Origin of the sequence: Flavobacterium sp. ZB4R12, from assembly GCF_048276375.1 — a bacterium.
Lineage (GTDB): Bacteria > Bacteroidota > Bacteroidia > Flavobacteriales > Flavobacteriaceae > Flavobacterium > Flavobacterium gawalongense.
This window is the reverse complement of record NZ_JBLNKS010000007.1, coordinates 118,283-138,781: the sequence shown is the minus strand read 5'-3', so window position 1 is coordinate 138,781 and position 20,499 is coordinate 118,283. Positions and strand designations below refer to the sequence as shown.

Sequence of the window (20,499 nt, the reverse complement as noted above, 5' to 3'; positions counted from 1 at the left end):
GATATGAAGAAACTTTACTTTACCCTTATATTTATAGTATATCATTTATTTGCTTTAGCACAAACTCCTACCGGAAGTTCTACCGAAGTTGGAATTACAGAAGGACAATTATCAGTATCATTGACAGGAGGAGCCAATTATTCTATTCCTATTGCTGTGCCACCAGGTATAAATGGGGTTGTGCCCCAAGTAGGTTTGACTTATAATAGTCAAGGCGGTAATGGACTGGCAGGTTATGGCTGGAATATTTCTGGAGTGTCTACTATTACAAGAATTCCTGCTACCAAGTTTCATGATGGAAAAATAGACGCTGTTGATTTTAATAGTATGGATCGTTTTGCTTTTGATGGACAACGTTTGATTTTGAAGAACTTAACAAGTACTTATGGAGCAGATGGAACTGTTTACGAGACGGAAAATTTCTCTAATGTTAAAATTACTTCTTATGGTATACATCCCAGTGGAACTAATTACGGTCCATCTTATTTTATTATAGAATACCCAGATGGCTCTAAAGCCTATTATGGCAGCACAACCAATTCTCGCTCTATTACTGATTGGGCAATTGAGTATTGGGAAAATCCACAAGGGGTTCGAATAAGTTATAATTATATACTAGCCAATAATAATTTGAGTATTGAATATATCAAGTACGGCAGTACTACTACAAATGCCCCTATAAATCAAATCCAATTTGTATATAAAACACGCCAACGCCCCGAGCAAGCTTATGTAGGTGGGCAAAGTTTTCTGAGAAATACAATTTTAAGCCAGATAAAAGTTTTTGGTAACGGACAGGGTTTTAGAAATTACCTTTTAGAACATTTAACCCAAGATGTAACATTAGGCTACGAACGACTCTCGAGAATTACCGAAAGTAGCGGGGATGGCACTAAGAGTTATAACCCCACAATATTTAGTTATGGCACAACTAATGATGTTATTTCTTACGATCCCATTACTACCAATATAAATGTAAATGATATTTCTTCTAAAAATTCAGCTACTGTTACAGGAGATTTTAATGGCGATGGCAAGATGGATTTTTTAGTCTATCGAACTACGGGAACGACCAGTAAATCTAAATATTGGCTTTTTTATAATCTTGACCCATTAGTAAATCCTAATATGAGTTACGAACAAAATATAGGCGCTTTTGAGGAAATTTTTGCTTCGTCATTATTAACCGGGGATGCAGGTGCAGGATTTAAATTGATGCCAAAACAAGGATGGAGTATCATTAAGAATAATGTTTCAACAAATACTACTACATTCTCAAATTATAGCTCGGAGGGAGGTATGAATCCCGTATTGCTCCAAAATGAGAAATCATATCAATTTCCTCTTTTTTCTTGGGGATATCCAGCAATTTGCGGTAATTATTCCAGTTATGTAACTAAAACATATAATGTGCCCAAAAAATTCATCAGTGGTGATTTTAATGGTGATGGGTTAACGGATTTGATAGCTATAGATAAAGAAATATACTATCAATCTGCTTGCGATAGAACATCTTTAAGAAGTGGAGGTCAAAGTTATTTTGTTAATTTAGACAAAAGATTAACTACTAACTATGTTACCGATGCGGGAACTATTATACCTTCTACCGCAGATAAATATATAGTTGCTGATTTTAATGGAGATGGAAAATCAGACTTATATGTTTTTAACTATCAATCTGTTCGAGTTTATGCATTAAATGATTTAAATCAGTTTGTTTTATTATACCAAAATACAACAGCCGATCCAGATGTGCTTTTTGAAAGACCTGTTTTGATGGGGGATTATAATGGAGATGGAAAATCAGACTTTATTATTCCTAAAGGATATGGTACTAATTATGCTAAGTATATTTCAACTGGAATAAGTTTTATTAAAACGGACGTAACCTACAGCATTCCTTATATAGCAAATAGTGGAAGTGACTGTCTAATTTCTAACATGATAATTCCAACTGATATTAATGGAGATGGCAAAACGGATTTAATTACCTATTCTACCACAGGGTGTACTTCTACTAATACAGGTCAATATTGGATAAGAGTTTGGAATAATATGGATTCTAATTTTGCAAATACGGCAACTTTTTATTCAGGTTCAATCAGTGGTGTTAAACAATATGCTTTGCCAATATTTTTATCTTCTGACAGACCTAATTTTAGTATGGAATTAGCAGCTATCTCGGATAATAAAATTTATAGATTTAGTTCCCAAAAAGATTTCAATATAGAACGGTTGCTTAAAACAGTCACAACGGGTAATGGTGTCAAAGAATCGATTACTTATAGCCCAGTTGTTAATGATCCATGTTCTTATAATTGTAATCCTTTATACAGGTCAAGTAGTCCAATAGAAAACTATCCTAATACAGATATTCCTGTGGCTCCATCTTTTCAGGTGGTTTCAAAACTGGAAAAACAAAGTGCAACGGTTTATAAAAAACAACTCTTTGGATATTATGGTGCGGTTTCTAATTTAGAAGGATTAGGCTTTCTAGGTTTTAGAGCTACCATGCGTACTAATTGGTATGACGATACAACAACAATTATATCTAATATTTCTAAATTTGATGTAGGCTTACGTGGAGCCAATACTGAGAATTACTCGGTACTCTATTTATTTTCACCCTCTAGTAGTTTTGCTCCAACTGATTTTATTAGTAAATCGATATTAGGATACTCAAGTTCTTTAACAAATAAAGTTTATAATATTAAGAATACTTCATCACTACAGTTTAATGGTTTAGATAATACCAATAGTGAAACTACAACCCTATATGATGCCAATAATAATCCCACAAAAGTAACAACTTTGCTAAAAGAAGGAAGTACTCTTGTACAAACTAGCGTTGGGGATGTTACTTATATTCCACTTACTACTTCTCCCTATGTTGTAGGAAGACCATCTGGAAAAATACAAAGCATTACGTTAGCTGCAACGGGAGAGATAACCAGTAACGAAGAGCAATATAGCTATACTCCCAGTTTGTTAACGCAAGTCAAGAAAAGAGGAAATGATGCAGGTGTTTTTATTACCGAAGATAATATATACGACACATTTGGTAATATTACTAAAAAAACCATAACTGTTCCTGCTGTAGCACCCAATCCGGCTCCTGCACCAAGGATAACCAATTACGAATACGATACATCAGGTCGATTTTTAACCAAAAGTATTGACATCGAAGGATTGGCAACAACATTTGCTTATAACGCCTATAATGGCTTATTAAGTTCTGAAACCAATCCGTATGGTTTAACAACGACCTATTCATACGATCCTTGGTTCAAGAAAATAAAAACGACCGATTATTTGGGTAAAAGCAACACCTATGTCTACACCCGAAGCACCGAGAAAACAATTGTTACCACCACCGGAGATGACGGTAGCGGCAGTGAAGAAACACTTGACGATTTGGGTAGGAAAATAAAATCAGGGGTTAAAAATTTAAACGGCACATTCTCCTACGTTGATTATTTATACGACATTTACGATAGGAATTATAAAGTAAGTGAGCCTTATTTTGGCACAAGTCCAACGCAATGGAGTGAAACTAAGTATGATGTTTATAGCAGAATAAGTCAAAGTATATCCTTTACAGGAAAAACGGTAAGTATGAGTTATTCCGGGCTTACGACTACTGTAAACGATGGTACAAAAACCAAGATTTCGACTAAAAATGCTATTGGTAATGTGGTTGCAATGACTGACACACCTGGAGGTACCATAAATTATACCTATTTTGCCAATGGAAATTTAAAAACTTCCAATTATGGTGGCGTAGTGACTACAATAGAGCAAGACGGTTGGGGTAGAAAAACTAAATTGATAGATCCATCGGCTGGAACCTATTTATACGAATACAACTTATTTGGTGAAACCACAAAGGAAGTTACTCCTAACGGCACAACGACTTATACACTTGACAACGTAGGGAAACTGACGACAAAAACCATAGTGGGCAACCCAACATCACTTACCAATAGTAGTACCGTTTATGCCTATGATGGCACAACAAAATTGCTTACAAGCAACACCTTTACAAACACACTCGAAGGCGGTGCCGTTACCACGAACACCTACGAATACGATGCGTCCAAACGCCTTTTTAAAACCACCGAAACCACGCCATACGCCACTTTTACCAAACAGCTCAGCTTTGATGCCTTTGGCAGGACAGATAAAGAAACTAGTACCGCTTTTTTGCTAGTCAACGGAAAAGCAAGTGCCAAGACCATAAAGAACACCTACCAAAACGGCTACCCTTGGCAAATTCTTGACGATGCCACCAGCCAAGTATTGTGGCAAACCGGTACGGTAAACGCACGCGGACAATTGACAACTGCCACGTTGGACAACGGTATAGCGATAACTAACGCCTACGATAGTTACGGTTTTGCAACCCAGTTTAAGCATGATAAAGCAGGGACCAATATCATGACACTCAACACGGTATTCGACCCGCAAAAAGGGAATTTAACCAGCCGTACCAACAGCTTGTTTAATTGGAACGAAAGTTTTCTATACGACAGTTTAGACAGACTAACCACCTATACCAATGTACAAGGGCAACAAGAACCCCAAAGCTATGATGATAGGGGAAGAATAACTCAAAACAATGTTGGAACCTATAATTATACCACTTCAGCAAAGCCGTATCAAAATACTTCGGTAACATTGACACCAGCTGCTTTGACATATTATAATACGGCAAGGCAAGTACAAAACATTACTTACAACGCCTTCAAAAGTCCAGTGCTAATAGAAGAAGTAGGCATAGACAAAATAAGCTTTACCTACAATGACGGTAATGACCGGAGCGCCATGTTCTATGGTAGTCTAGACGTTGATAAACTATTACGTCCTAATCGAAAATACTATTCGGGAGATGGTACGATGGAGATAAAGTACAACAAGAATACCGGAGCAACGGAGTTTGTTACCTATATAGGTGGCGACGGCTACTCAGCACCTTTGATTATAAAAAGTGACGGTACTACCCAAAATTATTTATATTTACATCGCGATTACCAAGGAAGTATCTTGGCAATAACTAGTGCCACAGGACAAATAGTAGAAAAACGACTCTTTGACGCTTGGGGAAATATTGCAAAGGTACAAGACGGAGCGGGGAATACATTAAATGGTCTTACCATTCTTGACAGGGGTTACACAGGTCATGAGCATCTGCAAAGTGTAGGGCTCATAAACATGAACGGGCGTTTGTACGATCCTAAGTTGCATCGTTTCTTGCAGCCAGATAATTATATCCAGGAACCCTTTAATAGCCAGAACTATAATAGGTACGGGTATTGCTGGAATAATCCACTCAAGTACACAGATGCTTCGGGAGAATGGATTTGGATTGTTGTTGGTGCTATTGTTGGAGGAGTAATTAATTGGGCAGCACACGGAGCTCAATTTAACGCACAAGGGTTAACAGCTTTTGGAATTGGAGCAGCTGCAGGAGCATTAGCAGGAATTATTGGTCCAGCAGCTTTCACGGCGGCAGGAGGTGGTGCAGCAGGTGCAGGCGGTTTTTTAGCAGGTGCAGCAGGTGGTGCAGTAGGAGCAGCAGCTTCCCAGACTGTTTTAAACGTAGGAAACCATATTGCTTTTGGTGATCCTTTAATGTCCGGAAAAGAATTTATTGCAGGAATTGCTTTTGGAGCAGCATTAGGTGGTGCATTCAATGGTGTTAGTGCATTAAGAAACGGAAGAACATTCTGGACTGGAACAAGAATTACTGTTCAGCCTATGTCATTGCCAACAGCAACAGGATTTGTAAAAACAACAGGCAATGCCGAAATTAAAACTAGTGATTACAAAATATCCAGTTCTACTCAACCAAGTACAACGCAAACAACACAAGCTAATACGGCAACGGTTATCAATAAAGAAACTGGATTTGTGGATGTTTCTAAAAACTCAGCATTTAGATATATGGGAGAGGGAGAGCTAAAAGCTGTACAAGAAACAGGTGTTTTAAGAGGAGGAAATCCTGGCGAAACGTTCTTTACTAAAGATGTGTATAAATCTGCATCTTTAGCTCAACAAAGATTAGCTTTACCCACTACTCCAACCTTAAGAGTAGAATTTGAAATTCTTAATAATCCAAGCCTACAACTAAACGGCTCTAAAGTCTTACCTGCTTTTTCAATGCCTGGAAAAGGTTCTGAATTTATGACTATGGATCCCGTGAAAGTGCGATTAATTAATTGGCAATCTTTAAGATAAAGCATTATGAAAAAAGAAAATTATTTTATTTCAGTTTCTGAACCTTGGGATTTTGAAAGTTTAGACGGGAAAAACATTATAGCTGGAAGTATTTTAACTATTAAAAGTAGCAAATGTTTAATATTTAAATCAAATTATTTACTGAGATTTGGAAATATTGAGGGCTTTTTTTTGATACTAAGCCCAAGACTAAAAGGAGGAAATTTTTATAACAAAGAAAGGGAGGTAATTATTAATGGGGCATTATTTCTATTAGATTTTAATAGAGAATATACAGAACATGAGCTTATGGAAAATTCAAAATTTGTAATGATTGGTAGTCTTAGAAAAGAGGGAACCGAGCAATCTTGATATAACAGCGCGACGATGACCTGCTGCAACTCCGCCAGGATTTAAAGGACCAAATCTAAGTCATTTTTATTTAAACAATGGGGGACATATTTTTGACTCAAGTAAATGACCTTGGTGGTAATGGTAGTGATTTAAAAAAAAGTACATATGAATTTTAATGATTTTTTTTACCACGATGTATAATTAAGAATATTATAATTGACCGAAATACTTCTGTCATTAATGATAACATTAGTTTTTCATTGGAGTTGCCTGAAAAAAAAAGATAAAATAAATTTCACCTTTGAAGATGTATATTGGTAAGCAATCGATCTAAATTTTGGGAGATCTGCAGACGAAACAGTTTTTAGTGCATTTTGTTTGGTCGATAATAATGACTTAACCAAATTTTATTCAAAATGGAAGGGGTTAATGAATGATGTTAAGTTATATTTCTATGAGATTAATTTAAATTCATTCCACTGGTTCTCGTTTGTCCTCTCCTCTGGTGCTTGCCAGTGGCGAGTACCTACTTAAATTAAAAAATAAATCGTAGTGTTTGCAACGCGGATAATTAAAACAGAAGTATCTTTAAACAAGTATCCTTCTGTTTTTTAAACCCGATGGCTAGGATTTGAAGTAAATTGAACGTTCAGGGTAAATTTTAAACGATAAAAAATTAAATAAAAACATGAAGCGTATACTCTATCTACTGCCTCTGCTTTTTTGTATGTGCACCTCATCAGACGATACTACAAGTCAAAGTACTTTTAGTATTACAGTAACTCCATCTTTAACAACAGTGGCTATAGACGAACTATTTGCCGTTACAGTAACCAGTAATGAATCAGTGAAAGGTATGGCATTAACAACTGATGGTTCAGACCCAGTAAATTTTTCTGGTTCTGATTTTGGCACTTCACAAACATTGCATTTTGCTTTTGATACTTTAGGACCAAAAAATATTATTATAAAAGCGAAAAATCAGAATGGAGATGTTGTTTCAAAAACAATTACTATTTTAGTTACAAGAGGCGATTGCATAAAAATAACAGGGTTGCAATTAAAATCATTTTATAACATAAACACCACTTGGGATCCAGAATATACAGAAAGTGATATAAATCGTTTGGCAGACGTGTGTTTTGGTTTTATAAAACTCCAATATACAAATCCATATGATGTTGGCGTTTCAGATAAACTCTGGTATGTTTCTCCTGTAAAAGACAATCAAGGAGATTTAACTTGGGATTTTTCAGTTGCTGAATTGTACATAAATCCTGGCGAAACACTAAATATAGAATTTGGTGATAAGGATGCTAGTACAACACAACTATTAACACCGCTTTACCCATCTACCAAGCCAATAACATTTGCTGTTTATACAGCTGAGAAGCCAAGCAAAATTACTTATTCGTTTCCAGATGCTAACCTAGAATTTGTACTTACAGTAGAATGGCCTTAATTATTTTCTTAAAATACTATACTTAATATTTTGATGAAGTTTAAATTACTTTTTTTACTAACGCTTTACACCACACTCGTTTTCTCGCAACAAGAAGCGAGTGTTTGGTGTTTTGGTAGCGGTGCTGGCCTAAAATTCAATCCTGATGGCTCCGTTACAACAGTTATAAGTGGTGTGAGTGCACCTCAAGGATGTTCTACTATCTCTGACAGTAATGGTAGTTTACTATTCTACTCTAATGGCGTTACCATTTGGAATAAAATTCATCAGCCAATGGTAACGTATTTACTGGGAGACTATAATGCAACACAAACATCTGCCATTCTTCAAAAACCAGGTACGACTAACTTATATTATCTATTTACACTCGATGTAGGAGCACTTTCAAACGGTTTGAGATATACAGAGGTGGATATGAATTTAAATAACGGATTGGGAGGTGTAACCGCTAATAGGAACGTATTAATTTACACCCCTACCTGCGAAAAAATTACCATTGTTAAGCATGCAAACGGTACCGATTATTGGGTTATAACACATGGATGGAAGAGTAATGCTTTTTATGCTCATCTTGTTACAGCAAATGGGATTAGCACAAACCCCGTAATAAGTAATACTGGAACTGTAATAAATAATTCAATGGGACAAATTGGAGCAATTGGTAACATGAAAATTTCTCCAGATGGGACTAAATTAATTGTATGCAATACTTTTTTTAATAATGCTGAATTATTTGATTTCAACACCACTACAGGAATAGTATCCAATCCCAATGTAATAATCAATAGTCCATTTGAAATTACAGGAGCTGAATTTTCCTCAAATAGCACTGTATTATATGTATCCGAAAAAGCAAGAGGGAGTATTTTTCAATTTGATTTGACATCAGCAAATATAGCATCAACAAAAATTGAAATAAGTACTTCAGGAAAAATGTTAGGCTCTTTACAATTGGCAATTAATAATAAAATCTATATTGCCTCTTGGTCAGGTAATTCTTTGGATGTTATTAATGATCCGAATATTTCAGGTCTTGGATGTAATTTCCAAATGGATGGTTTAAGTTTAGGAGGTACTGGTTTATCTATGTTGGGCTTGCCTTCCTTTTGTCAATCATACTTCAATCCCTCCTTCACAATCAAAAATGTATGTTTAGGTACTACTAGCGAATTTACATTAAGTGCATCCCAGACTATAACCTCTGCCAGTTGGGATTTCGGGGATGGGAACGCTTCAAATGCAATTAACCCAACCCATACCTACGCAGCCACTGGCACATACAGCGTTTCGGTTACTGCTACAAATGCAAACGGCACCAGTGCCAAAACCAAAGACATCACAATCTATCAAATCCCAACCGCAACAAAACCCCAAGACATCTTAGTTTGCGATGATAACAATGACGGTCTGCATACTTTTGATTTAACTACTCAGAATATTGCCATTCTAAACGGACAAGATACTAATTTGTTTGCAGTAACCTATTTTGCCAATAATGAGGCAATTACCTCTCCTAGTACTTACATTAATACTGTTCCGTATCAACAAGAAACCATCACTGCCGAAGTATCCAACAAAGCCAATGGTGAATGCAAAAGTAGTACCACTTTTACTATTGATGTATTTGACACACCTTTACCCAATTTACCGGCATTGATTCCAAATTTAACGAGTTGTGATAACACTAGTATTGGAAGTGATAGTGATGGTAAAGTTGTTTTGAATTTAACCCAAAGAGCCAGCAGCATTCTGAACGGTCAATCGGCAACTCAGTTTTTGATTTCGTATTACAAAGATGCGGGATTGACACAGCCTATTTTGATTGCAACAACTTATCAAAATACCAATCCAACTGAAACGATTTATGTAAAAGTAACCAACAAAGACAATCTTAATTGTTTGGCGACTACTTCCTTCAAAATTGAAGTCTTTGCTTTGCCCGTGATAACTAGTGTTTTTGATTTGAAACAATGTGATGATAACATTGATGGTTTTAGTGTTTTTAATTTAGAAGAAGCCATTAGTAAAATAACGGCTAACGCTGCAACAGAAACAATTACTTTTTATAAAACCCAAACAGACGCACAAAACAATACCAATCCGATACCGAATGCTACAACCTACACCAATCAAATTGTAAGTGTTGACAAAGTTTATGTAAGAGTAAGTAATAGCAATGGTTGTTATAGAATTGCTCAACTCAATCTAATCGTTTCTACCACTCAAATTCCTTTAAATTTTACAAGGGCTTTTACTCAATGTGATGATGCAGTTTTAGGAACGAATAAAGATGGAATCGCTTCTTTTGATTTTAGCAATGTGACAAGTCAAATTCAGAACATATTCCCTGTTGGACAACAATTAGACATTACTTATTATAGAAATTTAGGCGATGCTCTTGCCGAAAAAAATACCATCTCCAATATTTCAAATTACAGAAATATTGGATATCCAAACACTCAAAATATTTACATTCGTGTAGATAGCAGATTGAATAATGATTGTTTGGGCTTAGGAAGTCATATCACGCTGAACGCGGAATCAATTCCGGTAGTAAAATCTATTATTGAGAGTCATTGTGACGACAATCAGGATGGGGTATATGCTTTTGACACTTCGGGACTACAAACCAAGTTGTTAAACGGGTTAACCAATGTTACTATTGCTTATTTTGATCAAAACAATAATCTGCTGTCAAGCCCATTACCAAATCCTTTTACAACGGCTTCGCAAACGTTAAAAGTAGTCGTAACCAATAACACTCCAAAAGCCTGTTCTTTTGATTCTGCAATACAATTTATTGTTTACGATTTACCGGAAGCATTTCCAGTTCCAACATCGTTAACCACGGTCTGCGATGATGAAGCGGATCCCAGTTTACAAGACAGAAAATATGCTTTTGATACTTCAACCTTTCAAACTACTATCCTAAAAGGACAGACAGGAATGACCGTCAACTATTTTGACGGAAATAACAATCCGCTTTCAAGTCCATTACCCAATCCGTTTCTTACCGCAACCCAAAACGTGAAAGTCGAGGTGATTAATCCAATAAACACAAACTGTACAGCTACGGTAATTCTGCCATTTGTTGTAAATCCAGTACCCAAAATCAATTTATTAGGAGATGAATTAGTGTGTAGCAACCTGCCGACATTTACAAAAGTAATTGATGCAAGTATTCAAGATGGTAGCCCAACTAGTAACTACAATTATGTTTGGTACTTCAATGGAAATGCAATTGCTGATGCAACAAATTACACCCTAACGGTTAATACTGAAGGAATCTATACTGTAGAAGTTACCAACGATAAAGGCTGTTCCAGAATACGAACAATTACAGTTCTAGCTTCGGATATTGCTAAAATAACAGATGTTAATATAGTAGATTTAGTGGATTCGAATAGTATCACTATTTCGGTAAGTGGATCAGGAGATTATGTATATAGTCTAGATAATGAGTATGGCGATTACCAAATTGAACCCTTTTTTTCCAATGTTAGTGCTGGAATTCATACGATTTTTGTCAAGGACTTAAATGGTTGTGGCGTAGTTCCAAAAGAAGTAGCCATATTGGGAATTCCGGATTATTTCACGCCCAATGAGGATGGCTATAATGATACGTGGAACATTAAAGGAGTGAATACTACTTTCAATGCAAAAACTAGTATTCATATTTTTGACAGATATGGCAAATTATTGAAACAAATAAGTCCAATAGGTGAAGGCTGGAATGGAACATTCGATGGACTACAAATGCCATCAGATGATTATTGGTATTCCATACAATTGGAAGACGGTCGAATCATGAAAGGGCATTTTTCATTGAAAAGATAAATTTTCAGGCAAAATTAAAAAGAATAGGCCTCATTCGCATTCGGCGTAACACAATAATCCAGTTTCACGTCACCTTCAAAAACATCTGTAATCAATTCTTCAGGGTCAAAGAAAGAAAGACCAATTTTGATTGTATCCGGTTTGCATTCTGATAAGAATTTGTCATAGAATCCTTTACCATAACCCACCCGATTTCCTTTTTTGTCGAATGCTAAAAGCGGTACAAAAACGACATCAATTTTATGCGTTGGAACTTCAATTCCATCAACAGGTTCGGGGATATTGTATTCGTTTTTCTTGATTTTAGTACTATCAGTCAATAGGAAATGAGTCATGTTTCTGGTTTCGAAATCAGCTTTTGAAATAATAATTTCCTTGTCTTTTCCGGACAATAAATGCAGAATAAATTCAGTGTTGACTTCCCTGTGTTCCGTAATGGGAAGAAAAATATGGAAATAGGTTTTTTCCCAAATAGGAAGCGCCAATACTTTATTGGCAATAGCTAAACTCATTTCTTCCAATTCATTTTCAGAAAGTGAATTTCGTAAGGTTTTATATTTTAGTCTTAATGCTGTTTTATTCTTCATCTTCTTCATTAGTATTCGATAGGTGATAAATAGCATCGCCTTCATAAACAATAGGCGAATGATTGGCATTGATTACGTAGCCGTCATTTGGTGCTTTCACTTTTCGTTCAAATTTTCCAAAAGGATCTGTTATGGTGGCAAGAATAGTTCCTTTTTTTACAAATTTCCCAATGGTATCGTAATCGTGTAATAATCCGGAACATTTGGCTCTTATCCAACCAGATTTTTCAATATAAATGGTAGGTGTTTTTTGTTTAGTAACAAAATGTTTTGGGTCTAGCATATCAAGGTGAGATAGCAAGCGCTTCACTCCATTTACACCTTCATCTGCAATAGTGTTATTGATATCAAGGGATTTTCCGCCTTCAAAAAGGAGCATTTTCACATTCAATTTTTCACTTGAACTCCTGAAAGAACCCGAAATATTTCTGGAATATAAGGTAAAAGGCGCATTAAACACATCGGCCAGTATTTTTAACTCTCTATTGTTTTGGGTAAGACGAATTTGCGGTGCGTTGAAACGGCTGGCGCCACCGGCATGAAAATCTACTGCATATTGTACAATTGGCATAATCTCCGTTAAAATATGGAAAGCGAATCTGCTGGCTAAAGAACCAGTTTTGCTTCCCGGGAAAACCCGATTTAAATCCCTGCCATCAGGAAATTCTCTTGATTTATTGACAAATCCATATACGTTTATTATAGGAATACAGATTATTGTGCCTCTTTTCGGTTTGTTTATCTTTTTATGGATAAGCTGTCTGACAATTTCAACCCCATTGATTTCGTCACCATGTATTCCTGCAGAAAAAAGTACCACGGGACCATCAATTTTAGAACGTCGGATAATTATAGGGATATTCAGTTTCGTTGTGGTATGTAATCGGGCAATTTCAACATTGATGGTTTTACTTTCGCCGGGAATAATGCTTTCACCAAAAAGGACTATGGGTGTGGAATTGTTTTTTATCATAAGTTCTTGAAAATATAAAAATATACAATTATGGGTTAGGAATTATAAGTTGTGTGTTGTTTTTCGTTTTAGAAAAATGTTATTTGTAAATTTGTTGGGAGTAAATTGAAAATTCAGATGGAAAACAGCAGAAAAGCATTAGATTTAAAAAATCAATTAGATAATTTACGTCCCATTGATAAAGAACAGGAAGAGCGGATTATGCAAAAATTCCGTTTGGATTGGAATTATCATTCCAACCATCTCGAAGGGAATTCGTTGACTTATGGTGAAACTAAGGCATTAATTTTATTTGGTGTTACAGCTCAAGGTAAGCCATTACAGGATCATTTTGAAATAACGGGACATAATGAAGCAATAAATTGGGTTATTGATGTTGTAAAAGGCGACTATCCATTGAATGAAAATTTTATTAGGGAGTTGCATACACTTTTGCTAAAAGAATCCTATGAAGTTGATGCAATTACTCCTGATGGTAAACCGACAAAAAAACGTATAAATGTTGGGCGTTACAAAACCTCTCCCAATCATGTAAAAACAAAAACAGGGGAAATATTTTATTTTGCCACGCCAGAAGAAACGCCTTCTAAAATGACCGATTTAATCAATTGGTACAGAGAAAAAAGCGAACAGAAAGACGTAAATCCTATTTTTTTAGCAGCAGAGTTTCATTATAAATTTATTCGGATTCATCCTTTTGATGATGGAAACGGTAGGACGGCAAGGATTTTGATGAATTTTATCTTGATGAAGTTTGATTACCCGCCCGTAATTATTAAAACGGAAGACAAAGCTAATTATTTTGCAGTATTACAGCTTGCAGATGCAGGAAATATTGAAGCATTTATTGAATATGTCTCTCAAAATTTAGTTCGTTCCCTTGAAATAATGATTGCAGGAGCTAAAGGGGAAAGTATTGAGGAAGAAGATGATTTAGATAAGGAAATTGCTTTGTTGGAGCAGAAAATTAATAAAACAAACTATAAAGAATACATAAAAAAACAAGATATAATTGGAGATTTATTTGATGCAATTATTATGAAGCTAATTTTAAGATTTCAGTCAAGAATATCAAAGTTTAGTAAATTATATTCTGAAACAAACTTTCTAATTAGTTTAGATAATAATGAGTTTGATTCAATTGAAAAATTTAATGAATTTTATAAAGATTATAAATTCAATCATTTAGATAATATTCTCGAATTAAGTTTTTTATTTGTTAAATTAAAGAAAGAAGAAATAGCAATTAATTTTTTAAGTGAAATTCAGATTAGATTCAAAGAAAGTTATTATTTTATTGATATTGGTAATCAAAATGAATTCAAATTTTCATATTCAGATAACTTAAAAGAATTTGATATTAATAATATAGTTGATAAAGAAGTAAAACGTCACAAAGAATTCATCGAACAAAAAATAGCCGAAAAAGAAAATAAATAATCTGTGAAAATCTGTAAAATCCGTTTAATCTGTGGCTGATTTTTCAATGTCAATTACAATTTTAAAAAAATGACCAAACCCACAATAGCCTTACAAATTCAAACCTTACCTGATAATCCTGGCGTATATCAATATTACGACAAGGAAGGGAAGATTTTGTATGTAGGTAAAGCCAAAAATTTAAAAAAAAGGGTTTCTTCCTATTTTAATAAAATTCATGACACGGCCAAAACCAATGTGCTGGTTAAGAAAATTGTGACCATAAGACACATTGTGGTTCCTACGGAAACCGATGCGCTTTTATTGGAAAATAACCTTATAAAAACCTTGCAGCCACGTTACAATGTGTTGTTACGAGACGACAAAAGCTATCCATGGCTGTGTATCAAGAAAGAACCTTTTTCTCGCATATTTGCCACTCGAAGAATGGTTAAAGACGGTTCGGAATATTTTGGACCGTATACCAGTTTCAAAACGGTGAATACTATTTTAGAGCTGATTAAAGAATTATATCCACTTAGAACTTGCAATTATGATTTGAGCAAGAGTAATATTGATAGCGGGAAATTCAAGGTTTGTCTCGAATATCATATTGGGAATTGTATGGGGCCATGTGAAGGTTTTGAAACTTTAGAAAATTATCAGAAGCAAGTTGATGCGATCCGCGAAATCTTAAAAGGGAATTTTAAGGAAAGCATGAAAGATTTCAAACGGGTCATGACGAATCTGGCTGCCGAAATGCGTTTTGAAGAAGCGCAAAAAATCAAAGAGAAAATAGAAATACTTGAAAATTACCAATCACGATCAACGATTGTAAACCCAAAAATTACCAACATCGATGTGTTTTCGATAGTTTCGGATGAAAGTGCGGCGTATGTGAACTTCTTACAAATTTCTCATGGCTCGATTATTCGTTCGCATACAATGGAAATCAAAAAGAAACTGGATGAACCCGATGAAGAATTATTAGAATTGGCGATTATCGAATTGAGAGACCGTTTTCAATTGTTGTCGAGGGAAGTTATCGTTCCGTTTCAGGTTGATTTGGGTGAAAATATAAAAATTACTGTTCCGCAATTGGGAGACAAAAAGCAAATTCTGGACTTGTCTATTCGAAACGCTAAGTTTTACAGAATCGAACAATTAAAACAATTGCAAATTGTAGATCCGGATCGCCATACGAAAAGGATTATGGCGCAGATGCAAAAAGATTTGCGATTGCCGGTTGAACCGCGTCACATCGAATGTTTTGATAACTCGAATATTCAAGGAACGAATCCTGTTGCAGCTTGTGTTGTTTTTAAAGATGGAAAACCCAGCAAAAAGGATTACCGTCATTTTAATATAAAAACAGTCGAAGGACCGGATGATTTTGCCTCGATGACTGAAGTCGTTTATAGAAGATATAAACGGTTATTAGATGAAGAACAACCTTTGCCGCAATTAATCATTATTGACGGAGGAAAAGGACAATTGTCATCAGCATTGAAAAGTATAGATGAATTGGGTTTGCGGGGAAAAATAGCTATAATTGGGATTGCTAAAAGGCTGGAAGAACTGTTTTATCCGGGTGATTCTATTCCGTTATATTTAGACAAAAAATCAGAAACTTTGAAAGTAATTCAGCAATTGCGAAACGAAGCGCATCGTTTTGGGATTACGCATCACAGAGATAAAAGGAGTAAAGCGGCACTAAATTCTTCGATAGAAAGCATTCCCGGCATTGGAGAAAAAACGATGTTGACTTTGATTCAGCACTTTAAAAGTGTTAAAAGATTGAAGTTAGCGTCAGAAAAAGAAATTTCTGACGTTATAGGTGTATCTAAAGCCAAAAAAATTACCGAATTTTACAAGACAGTAAATGAATGATTAATTTAGATTATTGAATTTTAGGCGGATGATAATCAATATCGCTAAATTCTATTATTTCCCAAATCGCTTTTTATGAAGAAAATTGCTCTGTTATTCATTGTTTTTTGTATTAGTTTGACTTTGTTTTCGCAAGAGCAGAATAGACCCAAAGTTGGTTTGGTTTTAAGTGGAGGTGGAGCAAAAGGGTTTGCGCATATTGGGGTTTTGAAAGTACTTGAAGAAGCAGGAATCAAGATTGATTACATTGGCGGAACCAGTATGGGGGCAGTTGTTGGAGGTCTTTATGCTTCAGGATATGATGCAAGCCAGATTGATTCCATTTTTCAGGCAACTAATTTTGATGAGCTATTAAATGACTTCATTCCCAGATCTTCCAAAAACTTTTATGAAAGACGAAACGACGAATTATACGCGCTGGTTCTGCCATTTAATAAACTAAAAATTGGAATTCCTGAAGCATTGTCGAAGGGGATGTACAATTATAATTTATTGAGTAGAATTACCAGAAATGTTAGACACATAAAGGATTTTAATAAATTGCCAATTCCCTTCTTATGTATTGGTACCAATATAGAAACAGGAGAAGAAGTTTTGTTGAATAAAGGTAATTTGGCACAGGCTATGATTGCCAGTTCCGCATTTCCATCTTTGTTTTCACCTGTAGAAATTGATGGGAAACTATTGGTAGATGGCGGTGTTGCTAATAATTATCCCATTGAAGAGGTCAGAAAACTTGGGGCGGATATTATTATAGGCGTTGATGTTCAGAATGATTTATTGGACAGAACCCAACTTAAAGATGCCACAAAAATTTTGGTACAAATTACAAATCTTCAATCAAGAGATAGAATGAAGAAAAATGTAAAAGATACGGACATCTATATAAAACCAGATATCAAAAACTACGGTGTTATATCATTTGATAAAGGAAAAGAAATCATTAGAAAAGGAGAAGAGGCGACATTTTCTGTTTTTGAAAAATTAAAACTGTTAGTGGATGAGTCAAACCCTTATAAGAAACCTGAGCTGAAAATAGTAACCGATAGTTTACAAATTAAAAATATAAATTGTAATGAGCTGGACAATTATACACAGGATTATGTTGTTGGTAAACTAAGGTTTAAACCAGGAGTTAAAACAACGTACAATGATTTACTGAACGGGATAAACAATATTAATGCGACTCAAAATTTCAGTGCAATATCCTATTCGTTAGATGCTAACAATCAAGGTGACGACTTAAATATCAGCTTGAAAGAAAACTCCACAAAGACCTATTTGAAATTTGGATTGCATTATGATAATTTATATAAAAGTGGTGTTTTAGTAAATTTAACACATAAAAAAACGCTTTTTAAAAATGATATAGCGTCATTTGACATTGTTTTAGGGGACAATATCAGATATAATTTAGATTACTATGTAGAAAATGGATTTAATATGAGTTTTGGTTTTAAATCGCAGTTCAATCAATTTAATAGAAATGTAGCTAAAGAAATAAGTAATTTGAATTTAAGTGAAGTAAATTCAATCAATATTGATTTTACCGACCTGACAAATCAAGCTTATTTTCAATCTTTATTCGTGCAAAAATTTCTAGTAGGAGGAGGAGTAGAACTTAAATTTTTAAAAATAAAATCAGAAACATTGGCAAATGTGGATCCAATAATTGATAACAGTAATTATCTAAGTGCTTTTGGGTATATGAAATTTGATTCCTTTGATAATAAATATTTTCCTAAAAAAGGTTGGTATTTCTCAGGGGATATTCAAACCTATTTGCTTTCTTCAAATTACACGGGAAATTTCAAACCGTTCTCTATTGCAAAAGGCGATTTTGGAATAGCTGCGACGCTTTTTAAAAACGCCACAGTAAAATTTCAAACGGATGCGGGATTTTCATTTGGCAACGAAAGTGTAGCCTTTTTTAATTTTATTTTGGGAGGTTATGGCTATAACCCCATAAATAACTTTAAGTATTTATATGGATATGATTATTTAAGTGTGGCTGCCAATAGCTATATAAAATCAACTGGAACTATTGATTATGAGTTTTACAAGAACAATCATCTCAACTTTTCGGCAAATTTTGCTAATATTGGGGATAGAATTTTTGAAAAAGTCGATTGGATTTCAATGCCAAAATATTCAGGTTATGCGGTAGGATATGGTCTGGAAACTGTAATTGGGCCTATAGAAATAAAACATTCCTGGTCGCCGGAAACTGGAAAAGGATATACTTGGTTTAGTATTGGGTTTTTGTTTTAATTGTAAATTATATCAATAATAATTCCGATATTTGTTATAATGAAAACAAAATGGCTAGGTTTATTAGATTATCTTCAATTCCTCATCAAGAGAAATCCTGAGTGAGTACTCTTTTTTTGATTTATCATAGCACATTATAAAGTAATCTCAACTTTAATCTGTTTCACTTTTAAACAAAAAAATCATGCCTTTATACCATAAATTGGGGAGTTTTCCTCAAAAGAGACACACGCAATTCGAAAAACCAAACGGTGGTTTATACTACGAGCAACTTTTTGGAACCGAGGGTTTTCATGGCCATTCGTCATTGTTATATCATGTTCACAGACCAACACAAGTAAAGGAAATCCTAAAATCCTATCCGGTAGAACCAAAAATTGCAATTGGAAAAAACATAAAATCGTTATTGTTAAAAGGGTTTGAGTTAAAACCCGAAGACGATTTTATGGACAGTCGCAAAGCCATGTTGGTCAATAAAGATTGTACCATAGGATTAGCTGCGCCAAAACAATCCTTGCGTACTTATTTCTATAAAAATGCCGATGCCGATGAAATGATTTTCATTCACAAAGGGAAAGGAAAATTGCGCACCATGATGGGAAATATTTCGTTTAAATACGGGGATTATCTTATCATTCCACGTGGAATGATTTATCAAATCGATTTTGAAACTTTAGAAAACAGATTGTTTTACGTAGAATCATTTGCGCCATTTTATACTCCAAAACGCTATAAAAACGAATCGGGGCAGCATCTGGAACATTCTCCGTTTTGCGAACGCGATTTTATTTTACCGGATGAGTTAGAAACGCACGACGAAAAAGGCGACTTTCTTATTAAAATAAAAAAAGAAGGTATGATGCATGAAGTGATTTACGCTTCACATCCTTTTGACGTCGTAGGTTGGGATGGTTATAATTTTCCTTATGGATTTAGCATTCATAATTTCGAACCCATAACAGGGCGTGTACACCAGCCGCCACCAGTACATCAAACATTCGAAACGGCGACTTTTGTAGTTTGTTCTTTCGTTCCAAGATTGTACGATTACCATCCAAAAGCAATTCCGGCGCCTTACAATCACAGCAATATCGATAGTGATGAGGTTTTGTATTATGTAGATGGTGATTTCATGAGCCGCAACAATATCGAGCAAGGCCACATTACTTTGCATCCAAAAGGGATTCCTCATGGACCGGCACCAGGAGCAATGGAGCGCAGCATTGGTCAAACCATAACGCATGAATTAGCGGTAATGGTCGATACATTTCGCCCTTTAATGGTTACCGAAGAAGCTATGGGATTGGATGATGGACAATATTATAAATCTTGGGTGGAGTAATATCATCCTGAGCGCAGTCGAAGGGAGGAGCTATTTCCTGCTGTGCGCTGTATCTTTATGTTTTTAAAGGAAAAACATAAAGGATGCCACTTCCATCAGGGCTAGGACTTTTGTATAACGAGCAATATTTTTTAAATTAATAAAAACT

At 35.0% G+C, this 20,499-nt stretch carries 10 protein-coding genes; 8 read left to right on the top strand and 2 right to left on the bottom strand.

All coding sequences use genetic code 11. The features are described 5' to 3' along the window. The first annotated feature begins 3 nt into the window (after positions 1 to 3). From ACNO7W_RS06975 to ACNO7W_RS06960, 4 genes are all read left to right on the top strand, one after another. Positions 4 to 6,237 carry an RHS repeat-associated core domain-containing protein gene (locus ACNO7W_RS06975; RefSeq protein WP_417937546.1) on the top strand — a complete coding sequence of 2,078 codons (6,234 nt, stop codon included), beginning with the start codon at positions 4 to 6 and terminating at the stop codon, positions 6,235 to 6,237. 6 nt (positions 6,238 to 6,243) lie between these two features. Continuing rightward, the gene (locus tag ACNO7W_RS06970; protein ID WP_417937545.1) at positions 6,244 to 6,588 is read left to right on the top strand and encodes a hypothetical protein; all 345 of its coding nucleotides are present in this window, start codon (positions 6,244 to 6,246) and stop codon (positions 6,586 to 6,588) included. 670 nt (positions 6,589 to 7,258) lie between these two features. Beyond that, positions 7,259 to 8,032 (top strand): hypothetical protein, encoded by a 774-nt coding sequence (locus tag ACNO7W_RS06965; protein ID WP_417937544.1) that lies wholly within the window; start codon positions 7,259 to 7,261, stop codon positions 8,030 to 8,032. 33 nt (positions 8,033 to 8,065) lie between these two features. Next, the gene (locus ACNO7W_RS06960; protein WP_417937543.1) at positions 8,066 to 11,869 is read left to right on the top strand and encodes a T9SS type B sorting domain-containing protein; all 3,804 of its coding nucleotides are present in this window, start codon (positions 8,066 to 8,068) and stop codon (positions 11,867 to 11,869) included. A gap of 14 nt (positions 11,870 to 11,883) precedes the next feature. Here the strand turns inward: ACNO7W_RS06960 and ACNO7W_RS06955 are convergent, their stop codons facing one another. Together ACNO7W_RS06955 and ACNO7W_RS06950 are read right to left on the bottom strand one after the other, a co-directional pair. After that, complete coding sequence (locus ACNO7W_RS06955; protein ID WP_417937542.1) at positions 11,884 to 12,456, bottom strand: 5-formyltetrahydrofolate cyclo-ligase; 573 nt, start codon at positions 12,454 to 12,456, stop codon at positions 11,884 to 11,886. Further along, positions 12,446 to 13,429 (bottom strand): succinylglutamate desuccinylase/aspartoacylase family protein, encoded by a 984-nt coding sequence (locus ACNO7W_RS06950; RefSeq protein WP_417937541.1) that lies wholly within the window; start codon positions 13,427 to 13,429, stop codon positions 12,446 to 12,448. The genes ACNO7W_RS06955 and ACNO7W_RS06950 overlap by 11 nt, the downstream gene beginning before the upstream one ends. A gap of 117 nt (positions 13,430 to 13,546) precedes the next feature. Here ACNO7W_RS06950 and ACNO7W_RS06945 point away from each other — a divergent pair, with 117 nt between their 5' ends. From ACNO7W_RS06945 to ACNO7W_RS06930, 4 genes are all read left to right on the top strand, one after another. Beyond that, entirely contained in the window at positions 13,547 to 14,869 is a 1,323-nt protein-coding gene (locus tag ACNO7W_RS06945; protein ID WP_417937540.1) for a Fic family protein, read from the top strand. A gap of 69 nt (positions 14,870 to 14,938) precedes the next feature. Next, positions 14,939 to 16,738, top strand: coding sequence for an excinuclease ABC subunit UvrC (uvrC, locus tag ACNO7W_RS06940; protein WP_417937539.1), 1,800 nt, complete (start codon positions 14,939 to 14,941; stop codon positions 16,736 to 16,738). Between the two features lie 75 nt (positions 16,739 to 16,813). Next, positions 16,814 to 19,009, top strand: coding sequence for a patatin-like phospholipase family protein (locus tag ACNO7W_RS06935; RefSeq protein ID WP_417937538.1), 2,196 nt, complete (start codon positions 16,814 to 16,816; stop codon positions 19,007 to 19,009). Positions 19,010 to 19,193: 184 nt separating this feature from the next. After that, positions 19,194 to 20,351: a homogentisate 1,2-dioxygenase gene (locus ACNO7W_RS06930; protein ID WP_417937537.1), complete on the top strand. Its 1,158-nt coding sequence runs from the start codon at positions 19,194 to 19,196 to the stop codon at positions 20,349 to 20,351. Positions 20,352 to 20,499 lie beyond the last annotated feature (148 nt).

Excerpts from the sequence above, each read along its gene's own strand:
- ACNO7W_RS06975 (WP_417937546.1), top strand. The coding sequence starts at position 4 with ATGAAGAAACTTTACTTTACCCTTATATTTATAGTATATCATTTATTT.
- ACNO7W_RS06970 (WP_417937545.1), top strand. The coding sequence starts at position 6,244 with ATGAAAAAAGAAAATTATTTTATTTCAGTTTCTGAACCTTGGGATTTT.
- ACNO7W_RS06965 (WP_417937544.1), top strand. The coding sequence starts at position 7,259 with ATGAAGCGTATACTCTATCTACTGCCTCTGCTTTTTTGTATGTGCACC.
- ACNO7W_RS06960 (WP_417937543.1), top strand. The coding sequence starts at position 8,066 with ATGAAGTTTAAATTACTTTTTTTACTAACGCTTTACACCACACTCGTT.
- ACNO7W_RS06955 (WP_417937542.1), bottom strand. The coding sequence starts at position 12,456 with ATGAAGAATAAAACAGCATTAAGACTAAAATATAAAACCTTACGAAAT.
- ACNO7W_RS06950 (WP_417937541.1), bottom strand. The coding sequence starts at position 13,429 with ATGATAAAAAACAATTCCACACCCATAGTCCTTTTTGGTGAAAGCATT.
- ACNO7W_RS06945 (WP_417937540.1), top strand. The coding sequence starts at position 13,547 with ATGGAAAACAGCAGAAAAGCATTAGATTTAAAAAATCAATTAGATAAT.
- uvrC (WP_417937539.1), top strand. The coding sequence starts at position 14,939 with ATGACCAAACCCACAATAGCCTTACAAATTCAAACCTTACCTGATAAT.
- ACNO7W_RS06935 (WP_417937538.1), top strand. The coding sequence starts at position 16,814 with ATGAAGAAAATTGCTCTGTTATTCATTGTTTTTTGTATTAGTTTGACT.
- ACNO7W_RS06930 (WP_417937537.1), top strand. The coding sequence starts at position 19,194 with ATGCCTTTATACCATAAATTGGGGAGTTTTCCTCAAAAGAGACACACG.